The organism is Streptomyces sp. NPDC001492 (assembly GCF_053597275.1).
Genome location: NZ_JBSFHW010000044.1, coordinates 70,787 through 89,339 on the forward strand (window position 1 = coordinate 70,787; position 18,553 = coordinate 89,339).

Below are 18,553 nucleotides of genomic sequence, written 5' to 3' on the forward strand. Positions count from 1 at the left end.
GGTCAGGTCATGCCGTCGTGCTGCCCACCGAGAACCGGCTGAGGCGGCGCGAGGACTTCGCGACCGCGGTACGACGAGGGCGCCGGGCCGGACGCCCGTCCCTCGTCGTCCATCTTCGTAGCGGTGCCACGGACCCGCACGCGCCTGGGGAGAGCGCTCCCCCGACGCGTGCGGGTTTCGTCGTGAGCAAAGCCGTGGGCGGTGCGGTAGTACGCAACAAGGTCAAGCGCAGACTGCGCCACCTGATGCGCGACCGAGTCGCCCTGCTGCCCCCCGGTAGCCTGGTAGTCGTACGAGCGCTGCCCGGTGCGGGCGACGCCGACCATGCACAACTGGCCCGAGACCTGGATGCCGCCATCGAGCGGCTGCTGGGAGGGGGCGCGCGATGAAGTACCCGCTGCTGGCTCTGATCAAGCTGTACCAGTGGACGATCAGTCCGCTGCTCGGGCCGGTGTGCAAGTACTACCCGTCGTGTTCCCACTACGGCTACACAGCCATCGACCGGCATGGTGCGATCAAGGGCACTGCGCTCACCGCGTGGCGCATCCTGCGGTGCAATCCGTGGTCGCTGGGCGGTGTGGATCATGTCCCGCCGCGCAAGCGTCCACGGTGGCACGAAATGCTGCGTGACGCCTGGCGTGCACGCAAGGGCGGGCCCTCCGCCGGCGAACCGGCCACCGAGGAGAATCCTCCTTCGAGCCCGGCCGCAGAGACCTCGTCCCATGCCCAAGGAGCATGATTAGTGGACACGATTGCCAGCCTCTTCAGCTTCATCACGACACCCGTTTCATGGGTCATCGTCCAGTTCCACTCGGTGTACGGGAAGATCTTCGGTCCCGACACGGGCTGGGCCTGGGGCCTGTCCATCGTGTCCCTGGTGATTCTGATTCGTATCTGCCTGATCCCGCTCTTCGTGAAGCAGATCAAGGCGACCCGGGCGATGCAGACGCTGCAGCCCGAGATGAAGAAGATCCAGGAGCGCTACAAGAGCGACAAGCAGCGCCAGTCCGAAGAGATGATGAAGCTGTACAAGGAGACGGGTACCAACCCGCTCTCCTCGTGCCTTCCCATCCTGGCGCAGTCGCCGTTCTTCTTCGCTCTGTATCACGTGCTCAACGGCATCGCGACGGGCAAGACGATCGGCGTCATCGACGATCAGCTGCTCGCCAGCGCCCGTCACGCGCACATCTTCGGTGCCCCGCTTGCCGCGAAGTTCACGGACAGCGCCGAAAAGGTGGCCCAGCTCGGTGCCGACATCACCAACGTGCGTGTCGTCACCGCGATCATGATCGTCCTGATGTCGGCGTCGCAGTTCTACACGCAGCGCCAGCTGATGACGAAGAACGTCGACACGACGGTGAAGACGCCGTTCATGCAGCAGCAGAAGATGCTGATGTACGTCTTCCCGGTCATGTTCGCCGTCTTCGGCATCAACTTCCCGGTCGGTGTCCTCGTCTACTGGCTGACCACCAACGTGTGGACCATGGGTCAGCAGATGTACGTCATCCACAACAACCCGACCCCGGGTTCCAAGGCCCAGGCCGCCTACCTGGAGCGCCTGACCAAGCACGTCACGCAGCACGGCAAGACCCGCAGGCGGAGCGAGAAGACCATCGTCAAGGCGATCGTCGCCAAGGGCCGTGACCGCAACGAGTTCGAGCGCAAGTTCATCAACGCCCTGAACAAGGCGGGTCTCGCCGCCCAGGCCGACGGCACCGTGATGCAGAGCGAGAACGCCGCCGCCGCCCAGTCCGAGGACGGTACGGCGACCACCGGTGGCGCCGCCGCTCCCAGGCGCCAGCAGCCCAAGCGGCAGAGCAAGGCCCAGCGTCAGTCCGGCGGTGTGAAGGCGCCCGGCGACCCCGAGCCGAAGACGTCGCTGAGCAAGTCCGACGAGCCGGAGGACGCCAAGCCCTCCGCCGCTGCGAAGAAGGCCGAGCCGAAGCCCGCCGGCGGTACCCGCAGCAAGGCCCAGTCCGGGCAGCGCAAGGGCCCGCAGCGCCCCAAGTCCCCGTCCAAGAAGTAAGAAGGAGCCCATCCCGTGACGGAAGGCACCACCTCCGCCGCTGCCGAGGGTGCAGACACCCTTACCCGCCTGGAGCAGGAGGGCGAGATCGCGGCGGACTACCTCGAGGGTCTGCTGGACATCGCCGATCTCGACGGCGACATCGACATGGACGTCGAGGCCGACCGCGCCGCTGTCTCGATCATCAGCGACGCGGGCAGCCGCGACCTGCAGAAGCTGGTCGGCCGTGACGGTGAGGTGCTCGAGGCGCTGCAGGAGCTCACGCGCCTGGCCGTGCACCGGGAGACCGGGGATCGCAGCCGGCTGATGCTGGACATCGGCGGCTACCGTGCAAAGAAGCGCGCCGAGCTTTCCGAGCTGGGTGCGAAGGCGGCCGCCGAGGTCAGGAGCACCGGCGAGCCCGTGAAGATGAAGCCGATGACGCCGTTCGAGCGCAAGGTCGTGCACGACGCCGTCAAGGCCGCGGGCCTGCGCAGCGAGTCCGAGGGCGAGGAGCCGCAGCGCTTCGTCGTTGTGCTCCCGGCCTGATCGGTCCGTATGTTCCTCCGGCCCCGTCTGTAGCGCAGGCGGGGCCGAGCTTTGTCAGCGTGATAGTTCTGGTGGTCTCGGCGCTCGATGCGCTGATGCAGTACGGAAGGACGGTCCCCCGTGACGGAGGCAGCGGAGCTTCCCCCCGCGCCCGAGCAGGCGCGCGCGGTGTTCGGCGATCGCTTCGCGGACGCGGTCCGCTATGCGGAGCTGCTTGCTGAGGCGGGTGTGCAGCGCGGTCTGATCGGCCCGCGTGAGGTGCCTCGTCTGTGGGAGCGGCATCTGCTGAACTGCGCGGTGCTTTCCGAGGTCGTGCCCGAGGGCGTGACGGTCTGCGATGTGGGCTCGGGGGCGGGCCTGCCGGGCATTCCGCTGGCGCTGGTCCGCGAGGACCTGAAGATCACGCTGCTGGAGCCTCTGCTGCGGCGTACGAACTTTCTCACCGAGGTCGTGGAGCTGCTCGGGCTGGACCATGTGACGGTCGTGCGCGGCCGCGCCGAGGAGGTCATGGGCAAGGTGCCGTCGGTGCATGTGGTGACGGCGCGGGCGGTGGCCCCGCTGGACCGGCTGGCCACCTGGGGCATTCCGCTGCTGCGGCCCTACGGGGAGATGCTTGCGCTCAAGGGCGACACCGCTGAGGAGGAGCTCCAGAGTGCGGCCACGGCGCTTAGCAAGCTGGGTGCGGTGGAGACGTCCATCCTGCATGTGGGTGAAGGCGTGGTGGATCCGCTGTCCACGGTCGTGCGGGTCGAGGTCGGGGAGAGCCCCGGGGGCGTCCGCTTCGCTGCGAAGAAGGCCAAGGCCGCCCGGGCGGGGCGGGCACGCCGTCGCCGCTGATCCGGCCTGACGACGAGACGTACTCCACACAAGCTGCCAAACCTACGCACGCCGGAGTGTCGCGACAGTTCGGCCACCACTGCTGTGCATCGTGTTTCACGTGAAACGTCGCTCACTGCTGCATGGCATCATCAGCCGCGGCCGCGCCGCTGCCGAACCCCGCGACCGTAAGCCTCTCGGTTCACTCGGAGAGGCACCCGTATCCGATGAGACTCGGTCCCCCGGGAGGGGGGCCGAGTTGTCCACAGAGGTGGATTTCTCCACAGAACAACAGGCCTCACTGGTTCACGACCCCGAAGACATGGGAGGCTCTGTTCATTGCGAGCCTGAAGTCGAGGAGAGTGAATCCTTGCGGTCCGACGCCAACATCGCGGGACCGATGACCGATCCGGTCCCCGGTCCCCGTACCGAGTCGATGGGGGACGATGTTTCACGTGAAACACCGCCCCCGATGGACGACACTCCGATCGGTCGTGCTGCCCAACTGGCGGTGGAGGCTCTTGGCCGCGCAGGCGAGGGCCTGCCACGGCCCGAGCAGACACGCGTCATGGTGGTCGCCAACCAGAAGGGCGGTGTCGGCAAGACGACGACCACCGTCAATCTTGCTGCCTCCCTGGCCCTGCACGGCGGCCGTGTCCTGGTGATCGACCTCGACCCTCAGGGCAACGCATCCACTGCGCTGGGGATCGACCATCACGCCGACGTCCCGTCCATCTACGACGTCCTGGTCGAAAGCAAGCCCCTCGCGGAGGTCGTCCAGCCGGTCCCCGATGTCGAGGGTCTCTTCTGCGCCCCCGCCACGATCGATCTCGCCGGTGCGGAGATCGAGCTGGTGTCCCTGGTGGCACGGGAGAGCCGGCTGCAGCGAGCCATCCAGGCCTATGAGCAGCCGCTGGACTACATCCTGATTGACTGTCCCCCTTCGCTCGGCCTCTTGACGGTCAACGCGCTGGTGGCCGGCGCGGAGGTCCTCATCCCCATCCAGTGCGAGTACTACGCGCTGGAGGGTCTGGGTCAGCTGCTGCGCAACGTCGACCTGGTACGGGGGCACCTCAACCCCACGCTGCATGTATCGACGATCCTGCTCACCATGTACGACGGTCGGACGCGCCTCGCGTCCCAGGTCGCGGACGAGGTGCGCAGCCACTTCGGCGACGAGGTGCTGCGGACGAGCATTCCCCGCTCGGTCCGCATCTCCGAGGCGCCGAGTTATGGGCAGACGGTGCTGACCTACGATCCGGGATCGAGCGGTGCCCTGTCTTATCTTGAGGCAGCACGAGAAATCGCGCTGAAGGGTGTGGGTGTGTCATACGACGCGCCGCATGCCCATATCGGCGCCCAGAGTGATCCAAGCATGGTGGAGGGGATTCAGTGAGCGAGCGACGGAGGGGTTTGGGCCGTGGTCTCGGCGCGCTGATCCCTGCTGCCCCGACGGAGAAGACACCGGCCCCGGCCGCGATGGGGGGCGCCGGTTCTGCGTCTCCCTCTGCGGTCCCGGTGCTGACCACCGACCGGGGAGTGGCCGCGGCGAAGGTGACAACGCTGCCGCCTGTTTCACATGAAACCGAGGAGCCGTCGCTCTACGGCGGCGCGGAGGAGCCCGCGTCTCCGGTGGGCGCCCACTTCGCGGAGCTCCCTCTCGACTCCATCACGCCGAACCCGCGCCAGCCGCGTGAGGTCTTCGACGAGGACGCGCTGCAGGAACTCGTCACCTCCATCAAGGAAGTGGGTCTCCTCCAGCCGGTTGTCGTACGGCAGCTGGGTCCCGCCCGCTACGAGCTCATCATGGGCGAGCGGCGCTGGCGGGCCTGCCGGGAGGCCGGCCTGGACGCGATCCCGGCGATCGTCCGGGCCACGGACGACGAGAAGCTTCTCCTGGATGCCCTGCTGGAGAACCTGCATCGGGCGCAGCTGAACCCGCTGGAAGAGGCTGCTGCCTACGACCAGCTTCTGAAGGACTTCAACTGCACGCACGACCAGCTGGCCGACCGGATCGGCCGGTCCCGTCCCCAGGTCTCCAACACGCTGCGGCTGCTGAAGCTCTCGCCGGCGGTCCAGCGCCGGGTGGCCGCCGGGGTCCTGTCCGCCGGTCACGCGAGGGCGCTGCTCTCCGTCGAGGACTCGGAGGAGCAGGACCGGCTGGCCCACCGGATCGTGGCCGAGGGGCTGTCCGTGCGAGCCGTCGAGGAGATCGTGACCCTGATGGGGTCGCGGCCGCAGACGGCCCAGCGGTCCAAGGGCCCTCGGGCCGGCGCGCGGGTGTCTCCTGCGCTGACCGACCTCGCGACCCGTCTCTCGGACCGTTTCGAGACACGGGTGAAGGTCGACCTGGGGCAGAAGAAGGGCAAGATCACGGTCGAGTTCGCCTCCATGGAGGACCTCGAGCGGATCCTCAGCAGCCTCGCTCCCGGCGAGGGCCCGGTTCTGCAGAAGAGCCTCCTGGAAGACGATTCCGAGGATCTCGAGGCCTAGACAGCCTGTGGCCGACGCGGCGGTCTCGCTCGCTGGGCCAATGGAGTGGGTCGTGTCCGGTGTGCACCGGAACACGGCCCGCTCTTTGCTTTCAGGCGCTATCGATGGAATCGCTTGGTCGATACGATGCGATCGGGTATGGCGCATCCACCCGGCAGTACCTCTGAGAGGGAGGCAGGGGCCATGCGAACGATGAGCCGCACCGGACTGGTGAGCGCAGGTCTCGGACTCGGCGCGGTCGGCGGCTTCGTCGGCAGCCTGCTGAGGGAACGGAGCGCTCTGACAGCCGCCCGCGACGCTGCGGGCGAAGGAAGCGAGGAACAGGCTTCATGGGGCGTCGGCTCGTACCGCTCACGCTGGACAACCTTCCGGACCTTCCCCAGCGCTGTCGTGCGTGTGTCTTCTGGGAGTTGGACCCAGTCAGTGGTGAGGCCGCGGTAAAAGCGGGCACGTCCGCGCTGGAGAAGGAAGCGTGGATTTCCGCGGTCCTGCTGGACTGGGGGTCCTGCGGCAGGGTCGTCTACGTCGACGATGTACCGGTGGGCTTCGTTCTCTACGCCCCTCCGGCCTACGTTCCGCGCTCCACGGCCTTCCCCACGAGTCCCGTTTCGTCCGACGCGGTACAGCTGATCACCTCGTTCATCATGCCGGGCTATCAGGGGCAAGGGCTTGGACGGGTCATGGTCCAGACGGTCGCCAAGGATCTACTGCGGCGGGGCTTCAAAGCAATCGAGGCTTTCGGGGACGCACGGTGGAAGGAACCCGCGTGCGTCCTGCCGGCTGACCATCTTCTGGCCGTGGGCTTCAAGACGGTCCGCCCGCACCCGGCTTACCCCCGTCTGAGGTTGGAGCTGCGGACGACGCTGTCCTGGAAGGAAGACGTGGAGATGGCGCTCGACCGGTTGCTGGGGGCTGTGCAGAAGGAGCCGGCGCTGAGGCCGTTGTGAAGAGCATCCGGACACGCGAATGGGCCGACCCCTCCGGGGTTGGCCCATTCGTGTTTCACGTGAAACATCCACCGCCGACGCGACGGCTTGTGCCGACTACTCGGCGATGAAGTCCTCGAGGTCGCGGACGATCGCGGCCTTCGGCTTCGCACCGACGATGGTCTTGGCGACCTCGCCACCCTGGTAGACGTTCAGCGTCGGGATGGACATGACGCCGTACTTGGCGGCCGTACCCGGGTTCTCATCGATGTTGAGCTTGACGACCTCGATCTTGTCGCCGTACTCGGCGGCGATCGCCTCGAGAGACGGCGCGATCTGGCGGCACGGGCCGCACCAGGCGGCCCAGAAGTCCACCAGTACGGGCTTGTCGCTCTTGAGGACGTCCTGCTCGAAGGAGTCGTCGGTCACATTCTTCAGGGTGCCGGCCACGGCGGGCTCCTTAACTGGTTGGTGCGTGGGGCGGATGGAGGTCAGACAGAGGTCTTCTCGGGCTCGGCCTGCTCCTCGTCCGCAAGGGCGGCGAGGAAGCGCTCGGCGTCGAGCGCGGCGGAGCAGCCGGTACCGGCGGCGGTGATCGCCTGACGGTAGGTGTGGTCGACCACGTCACCGGCGGCGAAGACACCGGTCAGGTTGGTGCGGGTGGAAGGAGCGGCGACCTTGAGGTAGCCCTCCTCGTCGAGGTCGAGCTGGCCCTTGAAGAGTTCGGTGCGCGGGTCGTGGCCGATCGCGATGAACAGGCCGGTGACCGCCAGGTCCGAGAGTTCGCCGGTCTTGAGGTTGCGCAGCTTCAGGCCCGAGAGCTTGGGGTCGCCCTGGATCTCGGCGACTTCGCTGTCCCATACGAACTTGACCTTCGGGTCGGCGAAGGCGCGCTCCTGCATCGCCTTGGAGGCGCGCAGGGTGTCCCGGCGGTGGACGATCGTCACGGACTTGGCGAAGCGGGAGAGGAAGGTTGCCTCCTCCATCGCGGTGTCGCCGCCGCCGATCACGGCGATGTCCTGGTCCTTGAAGAAGAAGCCGTCACAGGTGGCACACCAGGAGACACCGCGGCCGGAGAGGGCGTCCTCGTTCGGCAGGCCCAGCTTGCGGTGCTGGGAGCCGGTGGTGACGATGACGGCCTTTGCCTTGTGCACGGTGCCGGCGGTGTCGGTGACGGTCTTGATCTCACCGGTCAGGTCGACGGAGACGACGTCGTCCGGGACGAGCTCGGCACCGAAACGCTCGGCCTGGGCGCGCATGTTGTCCATGAGCTCGGGGCCCATGATGCCGTCCCGGAAGCCGGGGAAGTTCTCCACGTCGGTGGTGTTCATCAGCGCGCCACCGGCGGTGACGGCGCCCTCGAACACGAGCGGCTTCAGCGACGCGCGCGCGGTGTAGAGCGCCGCCGTGTAGCCGGCGGGCCCGGAGCCGATGATGATCACGTTTCGGACGTCGCTCACGGCTTGTTTCCTCGTCTCTGGACTGCGTCGTCGGACCGGGGGAGAGCCCCTCTCAGAACTCTCACCCCACCCAACGGATCCTAAGGGGCGCGCATTCCCACTGTGTCCGGGCACACGGAGGCGCGACACGGTACGGGATACCACGCATGGCGGAGGCGAAGCCTGTGCGTTCAGGGACGGGTGTACGAGTGCGTCAGGAGAACCTTCGCCTTGGCGGCGGACGCATGGCTCACACAGCTCGCATCCACGATGTACGCGGTCACCTTGTTGCTGGCGGAGGTGTCGGACATGACCACGAGGAGGACCTCCATGCCCTTGTACCTCCCTTCCTTCGCCGCGAGCGCCGGGTCGGTACGCCTGATGCCATTGCGGACGCAGTCCGGGACCGTGGGCTCCTTGAAGATCTTGGGCTGGTTACTCCCGCCCTCCACGCCAAGACTGTGCGGAGTATGGGAGCCGCTGCCCGAACCCCGGCTCTTGAGGAGACCGGTGACCTGGTCCTCCAGCTTGGCTTCCGAGAACGTGTCCGCGGTGGCGGACCTCCGGCCCTGCGCCTCGGAAGCGGGCGGTTTCCCGTCGTTCAGTGATGTCAGCAGGACCGAACCGAAGCCCAGTGCGGCGACTGTGAAGACGGTGCCCAGAATGGCGACCCTGCGGCGGCCGCCCCGCTTGCGCTGCTTGCGACCCGGTCCGGTGGCGGAGGCACGGGAATGTCCCGCGGGGCGGTCTGCCGCTGCCGATGTTTCACGTGAAACACGCGCGCTGTCGCCGTCGTTCGTGGAAGGAGTCGCGCCGACGAGCACCGGGGCGGCGTCCCTGACATCGGGTGCGGTCGCGTTCAGCAGTGCCTCGGCCGCGAGAGCGGCATCGATACGGCCTGCGACATCGGCGGGCATGCGGGTCGGACCCGGCACCGAACCGAGCAGCCCCCGGATCTCTTCGAGCGAGGAGTAGACGTCCGCGCAGAGTTCGCACTCGTCGAGGTGCCGTCGCACGTCGGCAGTACGGGACGGCGGAAGCAGTCCCTCGGTGAGGTCGGAGATTTCGGTGACGTCCGGGTGTCCGGTCCTGTCCGTCGTGGATGTCACGCTCGCCCACCTCCGCCCTTCACAGCAGCTGAATCGCTTGGCCCGTTATCCGGCCCTCTGTCGTGTGGACCGGCAGTCGGCGGTCCCGCTGCCGGTGGGACGGATGTCCCCTGGGTCCGGTTCCGCCCCTCGCCCTGTTCCTTGCTGCCACCGGCGTTTTCCGGCCGGAGGTGGGTGAGGAGCGGCAGGAGTCTGGCTCTGCCGCGGGCGCAGCGGCTCTTCACCGTGCCGGTGGGGACATCGAGCACGCGGGCGGCTTCGGCGACCGGGTATCCCTGCATGTCCACCAGGACGAGGGCGGCGCGCTGGTCGGGCGGCAAGGTGCCGAGTGCCTCCAGCAGCTGTCGGTGCAGATCGTTGCGCTCTGCGGGAGCCGATGCCTCCTCGTGGGGCTCCAGCAGTTGCTCCAGCCGCTCGGTGTCGTCGACCGGGGACGTCTTGCGTGAGGCAGCCTTGCGGGCGCGGTCGAGGCAGGCGTTCACCGTGATCCGGTGCAGCCACGTCGTGACGGCCGACTGCCCCCGGAAGGTGTGGGCGGCCCGGTAGGCGGACACAAGGGCGTCCTGGACGGCGTCAGCGGCCTCCTCCCGGTCCCCCAGCGTCCGCAGGGCCACGGCCCACAGCCGGTCACGATGACGCCGCACAAGCTCACCGAAGGCGTCCGGGTCGCCCTCTACATGGCGGGCCAGGAGGTCCTGATCGCTTGCGTCGCCGTATGCGGTGTCATCTGCCATCGGACCCCCTCCCCTGGGATGCGGTCTCAGCCGGTGAACTTCAGGTCCGTCACGGCCTGCTTGTAGCCCGGGTCGCTGTACGAGTCCCCCGGCGCGTAGGGCAGTGCCGTGAACCACACCAGCACGTACTGGCTCTTCACCGGCTTGGAGACTGTCACCTTCGCAGACGTGCCGGAGGTCGTCACGGATCCCAGTTTCGTCATCGAAGTCAGCGGAACCGAGGAACTCATGGAGTCCGTCGCGTAGAGCGTGACCGTCGTGTGGTCGCCGCCGAACAGGAGCCCTATCGAAGCGGCGGAGACCTCCTGCGCCGAGCCGAAGTCGTAGACGATGCCGACGCCGGGCTTGAAGGCCGGGTTCATGTCCGGGCCGTCCTTGTAGCTGGCGGTGCGCCAGTACGTGGAGCTCTTGTTGTCGTACGTCTTGTCGACGTCGTTGGGGTGCTGGGCGTCACCCTTGGCTACGTACTCCTGGGCCCTCTGGATCTGGATGGTCTTGACCGGCTGGGGTGCGGTATTGCCCTTGCCGCCCCCGTCCGTCGTCTGCGTCTTGTTCGTGTCGTCGGACTGGTTGCCGTTGCCCATGAGCGCGTCGGCCAGCTGCCAGCTGCCGAGGCCCAGGGCCGCGATGAGGAGGGCCGAAACGGCCCACTTCAGGGCCTTGCCGGTGCGGCTCTGCAGCGGGGCCGGAGGAGCCGGCACCGGCTGGGTGGCGCCGGGGTGCGGTGCCGGGCGGCCGTACGTGCCCTGCTGATACGTGGTGCGCTGGTACTCCGGCGGGGCGGTGAACGCGGGCTCCGGCGGGCGGATGCGGGGCATCTCGCCGATCGCCTTCACCAGTTCCTCCGGCGTGGTGCACGGGGATTCGTGGCGTGAGGCGGTCGCCCCGTCGTTGGCGAGTGCGCGCATGGCCAGCTCGGACAGACCGCGGTGGACACCGGCCCGCACCTGGTCGGGTGCGATCAGACCGACGTCCTTCGGCAGCCCCGCGAGACCGTACGCGTCGTTCTCGTACGGCCAGCGCTGGGTGAGCCCGGCGTACAGGAGCGCGCCGACGGACTCCGTGTCGGTGCGCTGCGGGGTGTCCGAACTGATGCCGCGCAGCGCGGCGTTCACGGCGAGGCCACGGATGCGCCACTGGCCGCTGGAGGTACGCAGCACGGCGTTGGGGTTCAACCGCAGATGGGCCAGCCCCTCACGGTGCGCCGCAGCCATCGCGGAGGCGATCTGACTGACCATCTGGTAGGCGTCGTGCGGCTCCAGCGGACCGGAGGCGAGCAGCGTGGTCAGCTCGGCGGCGTCGGGCAGCCACTCGTGGACGACATAGACGAGGTCGTTCTCCTCGACCGCGTCCAGTACCTGGACGAAGCGCGGATCACCGAGCAGTGCCGAGGAGCGGGCCGCGGCCAGCACCGAACGTGCCCGTGAATGGTCCGCGGGCAGGATGTGGACGCCGACGGCGCGGCGAAGCTTCTCGTCCACGGCACGCCAACTGCTGAATCCGTCCAGTCGGGTGACGCACTCCTCGAGTCGGTACCGTCTGGCGAGTTTGTGGCCGCTGTGCAGCTCGGGCGGTGAGGCCTTCCCGGGACCCTCGGTCCCGCCACTCCCCTGTGCCTCGTCGATCTCCGTGTCCCGCTCCCGGTTCTGGGCCACCCCGTCGGCCGTGGACTGGTCCGCCTCTGCGGTCAGCGGTTCGTCACCGCTGTTGTCTGCCACGTCGACGGCAGCCGTGCTCCGCTCCGCCACCGTCGTTCCTGCCTCCCCATTCATCGCGCGCCGTTCAACATCCGTGCGCGCTGTCCGACGCCGAAACCAATTGTGCCCACAGTCCGCCGCTATGCACGACACACGGTGGCGGACGATGGTTGTGCGCGTACCCCCGCGTCAGCGTCCAAGACGCCCACGGACCATGCCGACCAGTGAGTTCAGCTCCTCGATGCGCATCTTGCGGGCGGCCAGGAAGAAGATCCCGAGCAGGACCGCACCGCCCGCCACCAGGGCCGCGAGGGATCCGACGACGCCCTGGCCGAGCGTGTGGCCGATCTCGTAGCAGGCCGCGCCGCTGAGGGCCGCTGCGGGCACCGAGGCGATGCAGAGCCTGGCGTACGTCCGCAGGACGCGGGCGCCGTCCAGGTCGCCGCCGAGCCGCTTGCGCAGCCGGTTCCAGGCGACGCCGACGCCGATCGCATAGGCGAGACCGTATGAGGCTGCCATGCCGGCCACGGCCCAGCGGGGCGGCAGCACGACGTAACACAGCGCCGAGGCGCCCGCGTTGACCGCGGCGACGATGACCGTGTTGTAGAAGGGGGTCCGGGTGTCCTCGTAGGCGTAGAACGCGCGCAGGACGACGTACTGCACGGAGTACGGGATCAGGCCGAGGGCGAACGCCATCAGCATGAAGCCCATGTTGGTGGCCTCGCTGATGCCCGAGGAGCCGAAGATCAGCGTGCACATCGGGATGCCGAGGGCGAGGAAACCGAAGGCGATCGGCACGATGGCGACGGCCGTGGTGCGCAGGCCCTGGGAGATGTCGTCGCGGACGGCGCCGCTGTCGTCCTCCGCCGCCGAGCGTGAAATGCGCGGCAGCAGGGCGGCCATCAGGGAGACGGTGATGATGGCCTGCGGCAGGCCCCAGATCAGCTGGGCATTGGCGTAGGCGGCGAATCCGGTGCCGTCGACGGGTGACGCCTTGCCGGCCGAGGTGGACAGCTGCGAGACGACGATCGCGCCGGCCTGGTTGGCGAGGACGAACAGGACGGTCCACTTGGCGAGCGTCACGGCCTTGCCGAGGCCGTGGCCCCTCCAGTCGAACCGCAGCCGCAGCCGGAACCCGGTCTCGCGCAGGTACGGGATCATCGCCAGCGCCTGGACGACGAGGCCGAGCAGCACACCGATACCGAGGAGCCGCTGGCCCTCCGGCGGGATGTTCGTGACCTTCATGCCGGAGTCGGCCGCCGTGCCGTACACCCACATGAACATGCCGAGCGTCACGATGATGACGATGTTGTTCAGGACCGGCGTCCACATCATCGCCCCGAACTTGCCGCGGGCGTTGAGGATCTGGCCCATCACCACATGGACGCCCATGAAGAAGATCGAGGGCAGGAAGTAGCGGACGAAGGTGATGCCGACGTCGTTGGCCGCCGGATCGCTGGCCACCGAGTCCGACAGCAGGCGGATCAGGAGCGGTGCGCCGAAGACCGCGAGAACCGTGAGGGCGCCCAGCGCCACCATGACCAGGGTCAGCAGACGATTGGCGTAGGCCTCGCCGCCGTCCTCGTCCTCCTTCATGGCCCGCACGAGCTGCGGCACGAACACCGAGTTGAGGCCGCCGCCGACGGTCAGGATGTAGATCATCGTGGGCAGCTGGTAGGCGACCTGGAAGGTGTCGCCGAGCAGACCGACGCCCAGCGCCGAGACGATCAGTGCGGAGCGGATGAAGCCGGTGAGGCGGGAGACCATCGTGCCCGCGGCCATCACGGCGCTCGACTTGAGCAGGCCCCCGCCGCGGCCGCCCTTCTTCACCGGGGCCGCAGGAGCCGCGGGGGGGACCGGAGCCGCGGGCGGCGTGGTGCCGAGGTTCATGGTCTGGTCGGTCGCGGGGGTGGATGCCGCCGGGGCCTGGTACTGCGGGGTCGGCGAGGACGCGCCCGGCGCGGCCGCCGGGCCGGGCACCGCCGGGGGATCCGACGGCGGGTATCCGCCGTTCTGCTGCTGGTCCCGGAAGAGATGCGCGAAGGCGTCCGGCTCGTGGCGCTCCTCGCCGGCCTGCGTGACCAGGTCGTCGACGCCCACGTACTGGGTCCTGCGGGGGTCGTCGCCGTACGGCAGGTACTGGCTCGGGCCGTCCGGTTCCGGCGCCGGTGTCTGGGCCCAGACCCGGGAGTCGGGGGCGTGCGGGGACTGAGGCGGCTGGGCGTACAGCGGCTGCTGCGGCTGGTAGGTCCCCGGAGGCGGCGGGGGGTGCGCGGCGCGGTCGTAGAGGGCCTCGGCGACCGGATCCTGCGCGGAGAGGTCCTGTGCCCGGTAGGGGTCCTGGTCGTAGGCATCCTGGAGGTACATGTCCGCGGGGGGCTGCGGCGGTACCTGGCCGTGCTCGGGCAGCGGGCCCTCGGGGGGGCCCGAGCTGCCCGCGGCCTGGCCGCGGTCACCGTCGTACGGCGCGTTCATGGTTACCCCACCTCATCGTCCCGGGCCCACCGGCCACGACATCCTCAACGGTCCACTCTCTCACCCGTGCCGGACGGGTCGGCGCTTTCCGGTGCGGTGTCCGGTGTCGGGTCACTCGGCTGCTCAGGGTCGTCTGCCCGGGCGTCGGTGCCGGACTCCTCCTTGAGACGGTCTTCGGGGCCCTCCGGGTTCTCCGGCCCCTCCGTGGGCTCGTCGGCCCCCTCGGGACCGCCCTCCTCGGCCTCACGGGCGGCTGCCCGTTTGCGCTGCGTGTACATCCGGAAGCCGGCGAGGACGAGCAGGAGGAAGCCGCCGCCGATGACCAGCATCACGGTGGCCGTGAACTCGGTGACCTTGACGTCGAAGGTGACGGCATGGCCGTATTCCTGGCCGTCCTCCGTGTACAGCTGGGCGACCACCGTCGCCTGGCCGTTGGCCTTGGCCGTCGTGGTGAACTTCACCGTCTGGCTGTGCCCGCCGGAGACCGTGACAGGTTGCTCCTGGTAGGCGTGACCGCCGATCTGGAGGCGGGTGGGGCTCGTCGAGGTGAGGCGCAGCGTCAGGTGCTGGACACCCTGTACCAGGTTGTTCTGGACGGTCACGGGGATGGTGGCGCTGCGTCCGGAGAGCTTGGTGTCGGACTTGTCGATCAGCTTGACCTGGCCGGTCAGATCGGTGAGGTGGTTGTCGACGTCGTTGCGGAAGCTGGCCGCGGCGGCCGCGTTGCCCCGCCACGACGTGGACATCCCGCGGTTCATGGCGCGCCCGAAGGGGGTCACCACACGGGACTCGTCGCTGAGGATCACCTTGAAGTTGTCGAGTTCGTCCTGTGTGGTCGCGATCTCCTCGAAGGCCGAGCGTGGCAGCTCCTGCTTGCGCAGCGAGGACGGATACGCGGACGTCGACGGCACCTTCGTCGTGGCACCCGGGTCCGGTTTGGCCTTGGCGGCCGACGTGAGCTTCTGGGTCTCGGACCAGTTGCCGCCCTGGAGGGCCGCCAGTGCGTCGGCCATGGTCTGGGCCTGGTGTGTCGTGGGCATGCGCTGCGGGGCGACGACGATGCTGCGCTGCTTGTGCGTCTGGAGGTTGAGCGCCAGGCTCTGGGCAAGGAACTGCTGCACGGCGAGGGTGCCGTCAGAGGCCGATGTGAGGTCGCCCTCGAAGGCCTTCGACAGGCGGGCGTCCGCGACCACCGCCGTGGTGCCGCCTCCGATCGGGCGGGCTGCGGAGGGGGTGTAGGACAGGCCGCCGGTCTCCTGGAGGCTGTCGCTGCGCGCGATGACCTGGTCGGCGCCGGCGGAGGTGGCGACCTTCACGATCGACGGATCGACGGCGCCGTCCACGGGCCAGGCGAAGTCTGTGCTCGGTTTCACGTGGAGGATCGGCTCCACCGTGTTGGCGACGACGTCCGTGGCTTCCTTGAGGTGGCTCAGGGAACCGGTCACGCTCGTGCCGTTGTGGGCGAGGGAGGCAAGGTCCGGGTCGGCGAAGGGCAGCGCGACGACCTCCTTGTCGGCCACCGCCTTCTGCAGCTCGGCGAGCCACTGCTTGGCGACCGCCTGGTGCATGCCCGCCGTGGTGGTGTTGCCCGCGGCCCGGACCCGATAGCTGCGGGTCATCGCGTCGACCGAGGCCAGCAGATCCGGGTCGATCACCCAGGTGACGTCGAGGCTCTCGCCCAGGGACAGCATCTCGTCCAGGCGGCCGCCCGGGGAGATCTCCTTGGCGAGGTCGTCATTGAGGAAGACCGGTGTCTGCTGCTCGTTCGACCCCGTCTCCGCCGTCATGTGGACGGTGGAGACCAGCGGCCACAGGAAGGTCGTCTTCGTCTTCGTGTCGGCCTCGTCGGGCTGCCAGGGCAGGAAGGTCCGCTGGATGCCGAGGACCTGGTTCCACGGCTGGGCGGCCGTCTGGCCGGACAGCGCCACGGCGAACTGGTAGACCCCGTCGTCACCGAGGTCCAGCTTGTCGACCGGCACGGTGATCCTGAAGGGCTCGGCGACCCCAGGAGTCAGCTTGGAGAACTTCTCGACGTACTTGCCGCCGAGCTCCGAGCCGGTCGCGCCCTGGAGGCTGCCACTGTCCCGGGTGATCTCGTCGACGGCCGAGCGTGTGTTCAGCTGCGGGCCCACGCTCAGTCCCACGTGGGCGCCGGTGACCGTCTGCTTGCCGTTGTTGGTCACGGTGCCCGACACGGTCAGCGTGTCCCCGTCCGTGGGGACCTCGGGGCTGAGTGCGTCGAGGGCGACGGCCACCGAGCCCGAGCCTGAGCCTGAGGCGTCCTGCAGGGAGGTCTGACCAGCCGCGTTCGCGGAAGCAGCGGAGGGCAGCTGGAGGAGGCCGGCCAGCAGAGGCGCCCCTGCGAGCAGTGCTCCGGTGCGCCGCAGCCACCGGCGGGCAGGTGAGGGATTCGTCCCCTGGAAGTCTGCCGCCTCGGCCACGCGCTCGTCCGTCCCTAGTCGTCGTCAGTGGTCGTCGGAATGTGCGTCCACGCATGGTAACGATGCGCGCTGAGGGGAAGTGCCGCGGACTGCCGCACAAGATCGGGGAGCGGGACCGACCTGTCCTTTATCTACATTTATAAAGAGAAACGCAGCGTGTGCACCCCAAGAGCATTGCTTGCGTACGTATCTACTGCGGTGTCCGTGGACGCTTAATGGAGGCGCTTGCGGGCGCCCGGGCCACGTACCCTCTTCTGTTGTGCCGAACGCCAACGAAGCCAACCTCAGTGCCCCGATCCAGGAGCCGCACCGCGTGCCGAGCGAACCGCTGCGGGTGGATCCTGTCGCCGACGACCTCGCCCGCCGTTTCCAGGAGGCCGGGTTCTCGCTCGCCCTGGTCGGCGGCTCGGTTCGGGACGCGCTGCTCGGCCGGCTCGGCAACGATCTCGACTGCACGACCGACGCACGGCCCGAGGACGTCCTGAAGATCGTCCGTCCGTGGGCGGATGCCGTGTGGGAGGTGGGGATCGCCTTCGGGACGGTCGGAGCTCAGAAGAACGGCTTCCAGATCGAGGTGACGACTTACCGGTCGGAGGCCTACGACCGCACCTCGCGCAAGCCCGAGGTGTCGTACGGCGACTCCATCGAGGAAGATCTCGTCCGGCGCGACTTCACGGTCAACGCGATGGCCCTCGCCCTCCCGGAGAAGAAGTTCATCGACCCGCACGGCGGACGGGACGATCTCGCCGCGCGGGTCCTGCGCACCCCCGGCACTCCCGAGGCGTCCTTCTCCGACGATCCGCTGCGGATGATGCGGGCCGCACGCTTCGCCGCGCAGCTCGACTTCGAGGTGGCTCCTGAGGTCGTGACGGCCATGAAGGAGATGGCCGGCCGTATCGAGATCGTCTCGGCCGAGCGGGTACGGGACGAGCTGAACAAGCTGATCCTGTCCGCGAACCCGCGGAAGGGCCTGACGCTGTTGGTCGAGACCGGTCTCGCGGACCATGTGCTGCCCGAACTCCCGGCGCTGCGGCTGGAGAGCGACGAGCACCATCGGCACAAGGACGTCTACGAGCACACGCTGATCGTCCTGGAACAGGCGATCGCGCTGGAGGAGAACGGCCCGGACCTGACTCTCCGGCTGGCCGCGCTGCTGCACGACATCGGCAAGCCGCGCACCCGCCGGTTCGAGCAGGACGGCCGGGTCTCGTTCCACCACCACGAGGTGGTCGGCGCGAAGATGACCAAGAAGCGCATGACGGCTCTCAAGTACTCCAACGAGCTGGTGAAGGACGTCTCACGTCTGGTCGAACTCCACCTGCGGTTCCACGGCTACGGCACCGGTGAGTGGACGGACTCGGCGGTCCGCCGCTACGTCCGTGACGCCGGCCCACTCCTCGACCGGCTCCACAAGCTGACCCGCTCGGACTGCACGACGCGGAACAAGCGCAAGGCGGCGGCGCTGTCGCGGGCGTACGACGGTCTGGAGGAGCGCATCGCCCAGCTTCAGGAGCAGGAGGAGCTGGACGCGATCCGTCCCGACCTCGACGGGAACCAGATCATGGAGATCCTGGGTATCGGTCCGGGGCCGGCCATCGGTCAGGCGTACAAGTTCCTGCTGGAGCTTCGGCTGGAGAACGGGCCGATGGAGCATGATGCGGCGGTGGCGGCGCTCAAGGAATGGTGGGCTGAGCAGAGCTGAGGTCGTGAAACCGGGGTCATGTTTCACGTGAAACATGACCCGGGAGACGCGGTGGGGCGGTGTTTCACGTGTAACACCGCCCCCCGCCGGTGGGAGAAGCCCAACATGGCGGGGTACGGCCTGAGGCAGAGGGTGCAGTCACTCCTGGCGGGGTCGCAGTACTCGGC

General features: G+C 68.4%; 16 protein-coding genes. 9 read left to right on the top strand and 7 right to left on the bottom strand.

Annotated elements, in window-relative coordinates; translation table 11 throughout:
• Positions 1-17: 17 nt before the first annotated feature.
• The 8 genes from rnpA (at position 18) to ACWC1K_RS39660 (ending at position 6,810) form a co-directional block, all read left to right on the top strand.
• Positions 18-389: a ribonuclease P protein component gene (rnpA, locus tag ACWC1K_RS39625; protein ID WP_078912589.1), complete on the top strand. Its 372-nt coding sequence runs from the start codon at positions 18-20 to the stop codon at positions 387-389.
• Entirely contained in the window at positions 386-739 is a 354-nt protein-coding gene (gene yidD, locus ACWC1K_RS39630; RefSeq protein ID WP_450837883.1) for a membrane protein insertion efficiency factor YidD, read from the top strand. The genes rnpA and yidD overlap by 4 nt, the downstream gene beginning before the upstream one ends.
• A 3-nt stretch (positions 740-742) precedes the next feature.
• Positions 743-2,026: a membrane protein insertase YidC gene (gene yidC, locus ACWC1K_RS39635; protein ID WP_450837885.1), complete on the top strand. Its 1,284-nt coding sequence runs from the start codon at positions 743-745 to the stop codon at positions 2,024-2,026.
• Positions 2,027-2,041: 15 nt separating this feature from the next.
• Positions 2,042-2,554, top strand: coding sequence for a R3H domain-containing nucleic acid-binding protein (locus ACWC1K_RS39640; protein WP_266957587.1), 513 nt, complete (start codon positions 2,042-2,044; stop codon positions 2,552-2,554).
• A 120-nt stretch (positions 2,555-2,674) separates the two neighbouring features.
• Complete coding sequence (rsmG, locus tag ACWC1K_RS39645) at positions 2,675-3,391, top strand: 16S rRNA (guanine(527)-N(7))-methyltransferase RsmG (protein WP_450837887.1); 717 nt, start codon at positions 2,675-2,677, stop codon at positions 3,389-3,391.
• A 301-nt stretch (positions 3,392-3,692) separates the two neighbouring features.
• Positions 3,693-4,766, top strand: a complete 1,074-nt coding sequence (locus ACWC1K_RS39650) for a ParA family protein (protein WP_450837909.1) — start codon at positions 3,693-3,695, stop codon at positions 4,764-4,766.
• Positions 4,763-5,863 carry a ParB/RepB/Spo0J family partition protein gene (locus ACWC1K_RS39655; protein ID WP_450837889.1) on the top strand — a complete coding sequence of 367 codons (1,101 nt, stop codon included), beginning with the start codon at positions 4,763-4,765 and terminating at the stop codon, positions 5,861-5,863. The genes ACWC1K_RS39650 and ACWC1K_RS39655 overlap by 4 nt, the downstream gene beginning before the upstream one ends.
• 329 nt (positions 5,864-6,192) lie before the next feature.
• Positions 6,193-6,810 (top strand): GNAT family N-acetyltransferase, encoded by a 618-nt coding sequence (locus ACWC1K_RS39660; RefSeq protein WP_450837890.1) that lies wholly within the window; start codon positions 6,193-6,195, stop codon positions 6,808-6,810.
• 96 nt (positions 6,811-6,906) lie between these two features.
• Here ACWC1K_RS39660 and trxA read toward each other — a convergent pair whose 3' ends face one another.
• The 7 genes from trxA to ACWC1K_RS39695 form a co-directional block, all read right to left on the bottom strand.
• Positions 6,907-7,239, bottom strand: a complete 333-nt coding sequence (gene trxA / locus ACWC1K_RS39665; RefSeq protein ID WP_003991504.1) for a thioredoxin — start codon at positions 7,237-7,239, stop codon at positions 6,907-6,909.
• A 41-nt stretch (positions 7,240-7,280) separates the two neighbouring features.
• On the bottom strand, positions 7,281-8,249 hold the full coding sequence (gene trxB / locus ACWC1K_RS39670) for a thioredoxin-disulfide reductase (RefSeq protein WP_450837892.1): 969 nt from the start codon (positions 8,247-8,249) through the stop codon (positions 7,281-7,283).
• Positions 8,250-8,419: 170 nt separating this feature from the next.
• Positions 8,420-9,337, bottom strand: a complete 918-nt coding sequence (locus ACWC1K_RS39675; RefSeq protein WP_450837893.1) for an anti-sigma factor family protein — start codon at positions 9,335-9,337, stop codon at positions 8,420-8,422.
• A complete protein-coding gene (gene sigM, locus ACWC1K_RS39680) occupies positions 9,334-10,071 on the bottom strand; it encodes an RNA polymerase sigma factor SigM (RefSeq protein WP_450837895.1) in 738 nt (245 codons plus the stop codon). The genes ACWC1K_RS39675 and sigM overlap by 4 nt, the downstream gene beginning before the upstream one ends.
• A 26-nt stretch (positions 10,072-10,097) precedes the next feature.
• Complete coding sequence (locus tag ACWC1K_RS39685; RefSeq protein WP_450837897.1) at positions 10,098-11,819, bottom strand: serine/threonine protein kinase; 1,722 nt, start codon at positions 11,817-11,819, stop codon at positions 10,098-10,100.
• A 138-nt stretch (positions 11,820-11,957) separates the two neighbouring features.
• Positions 11,958-14,243 (bottom strand): murein biosynthesis integral membrane protein MurJ, encoded by a 2,286-nt coding sequence (murJ, locus tag ACWC1K_RS39690; RefSeq protein ID WP_450837898.1) that lies wholly within the window; start codon positions 14,241-14,243, stop codon positions 11,958-11,960.
• Between the two features lie 44 nt (positions 14,244-14,287).
• Complete coding sequence (locus tag ACWC1K_RS39695) at positions 14,288-16,684, bottom strand: DUF6049 family protein (RefSeq protein ID WP_450837900.1); 2,397 nt, start codon at positions 16,682-16,684, stop codon at positions 14,288-14,290.
• A 259-nt stretch (positions 16,685-16,943) separates the two neighbouring features.
• Here ACWC1K_RS39695 and ACWC1K_RS39700 point away from each other — a divergent pair, with 259 nt between their 5' ends.
• Positions 16,944-18,386 carry a CCA tRNA nucleotidyltransferase gene (locus tag ACWC1K_RS39700; protein ID WP_450837902.1) on the top strand — a complete coding sequence of 481 codons (1,443 nt, stop codon included), beginning with the start codon at positions 16,944-16,946 and terminating at the stop codon, positions 18,384-18,386.
• Positions 18,387-18,553 lie beyond the last annotated feature (167 nt).

Bases quoted from the DNA above. Each gene is read 5' to 3' on its own strand.
- yidD (WP_450837883.1), top strand. From the start codon at position 386: ATGAAGTACCCGCTGCTGGCTCTGATCAAGCTGTACCAGTGGACGATC.
- ACWC1K_RS39650 (WP_450837909.1), top strand. From the start codon at position 3,693: ATGGGAGGCTCTGTTCATTGCGAGCCTGAAGTCGAGGAGAGTGAATCC.
- ACWC1K_RS39660 (WP_450837890.1), top strand. From the start codon at position 6,193: ATGGGGCGTCGGCTCGTACCGCTCACGCTGGACAACCTTCCGGACCTT.
- sigM (WP_450837895.1), bottom strand. From the start codon at position 10,071: ATGGCAGATGACACCGCATACGGCGACGCAAGCGATCAGGACCTCCTG.
- murJ (WP_450837898.1), bottom strand. From the start codon at position 14,243: ATGAACGCGCCGTACGACGGTGACCGCGGCCAGGCCGCGGGCAGCTCG.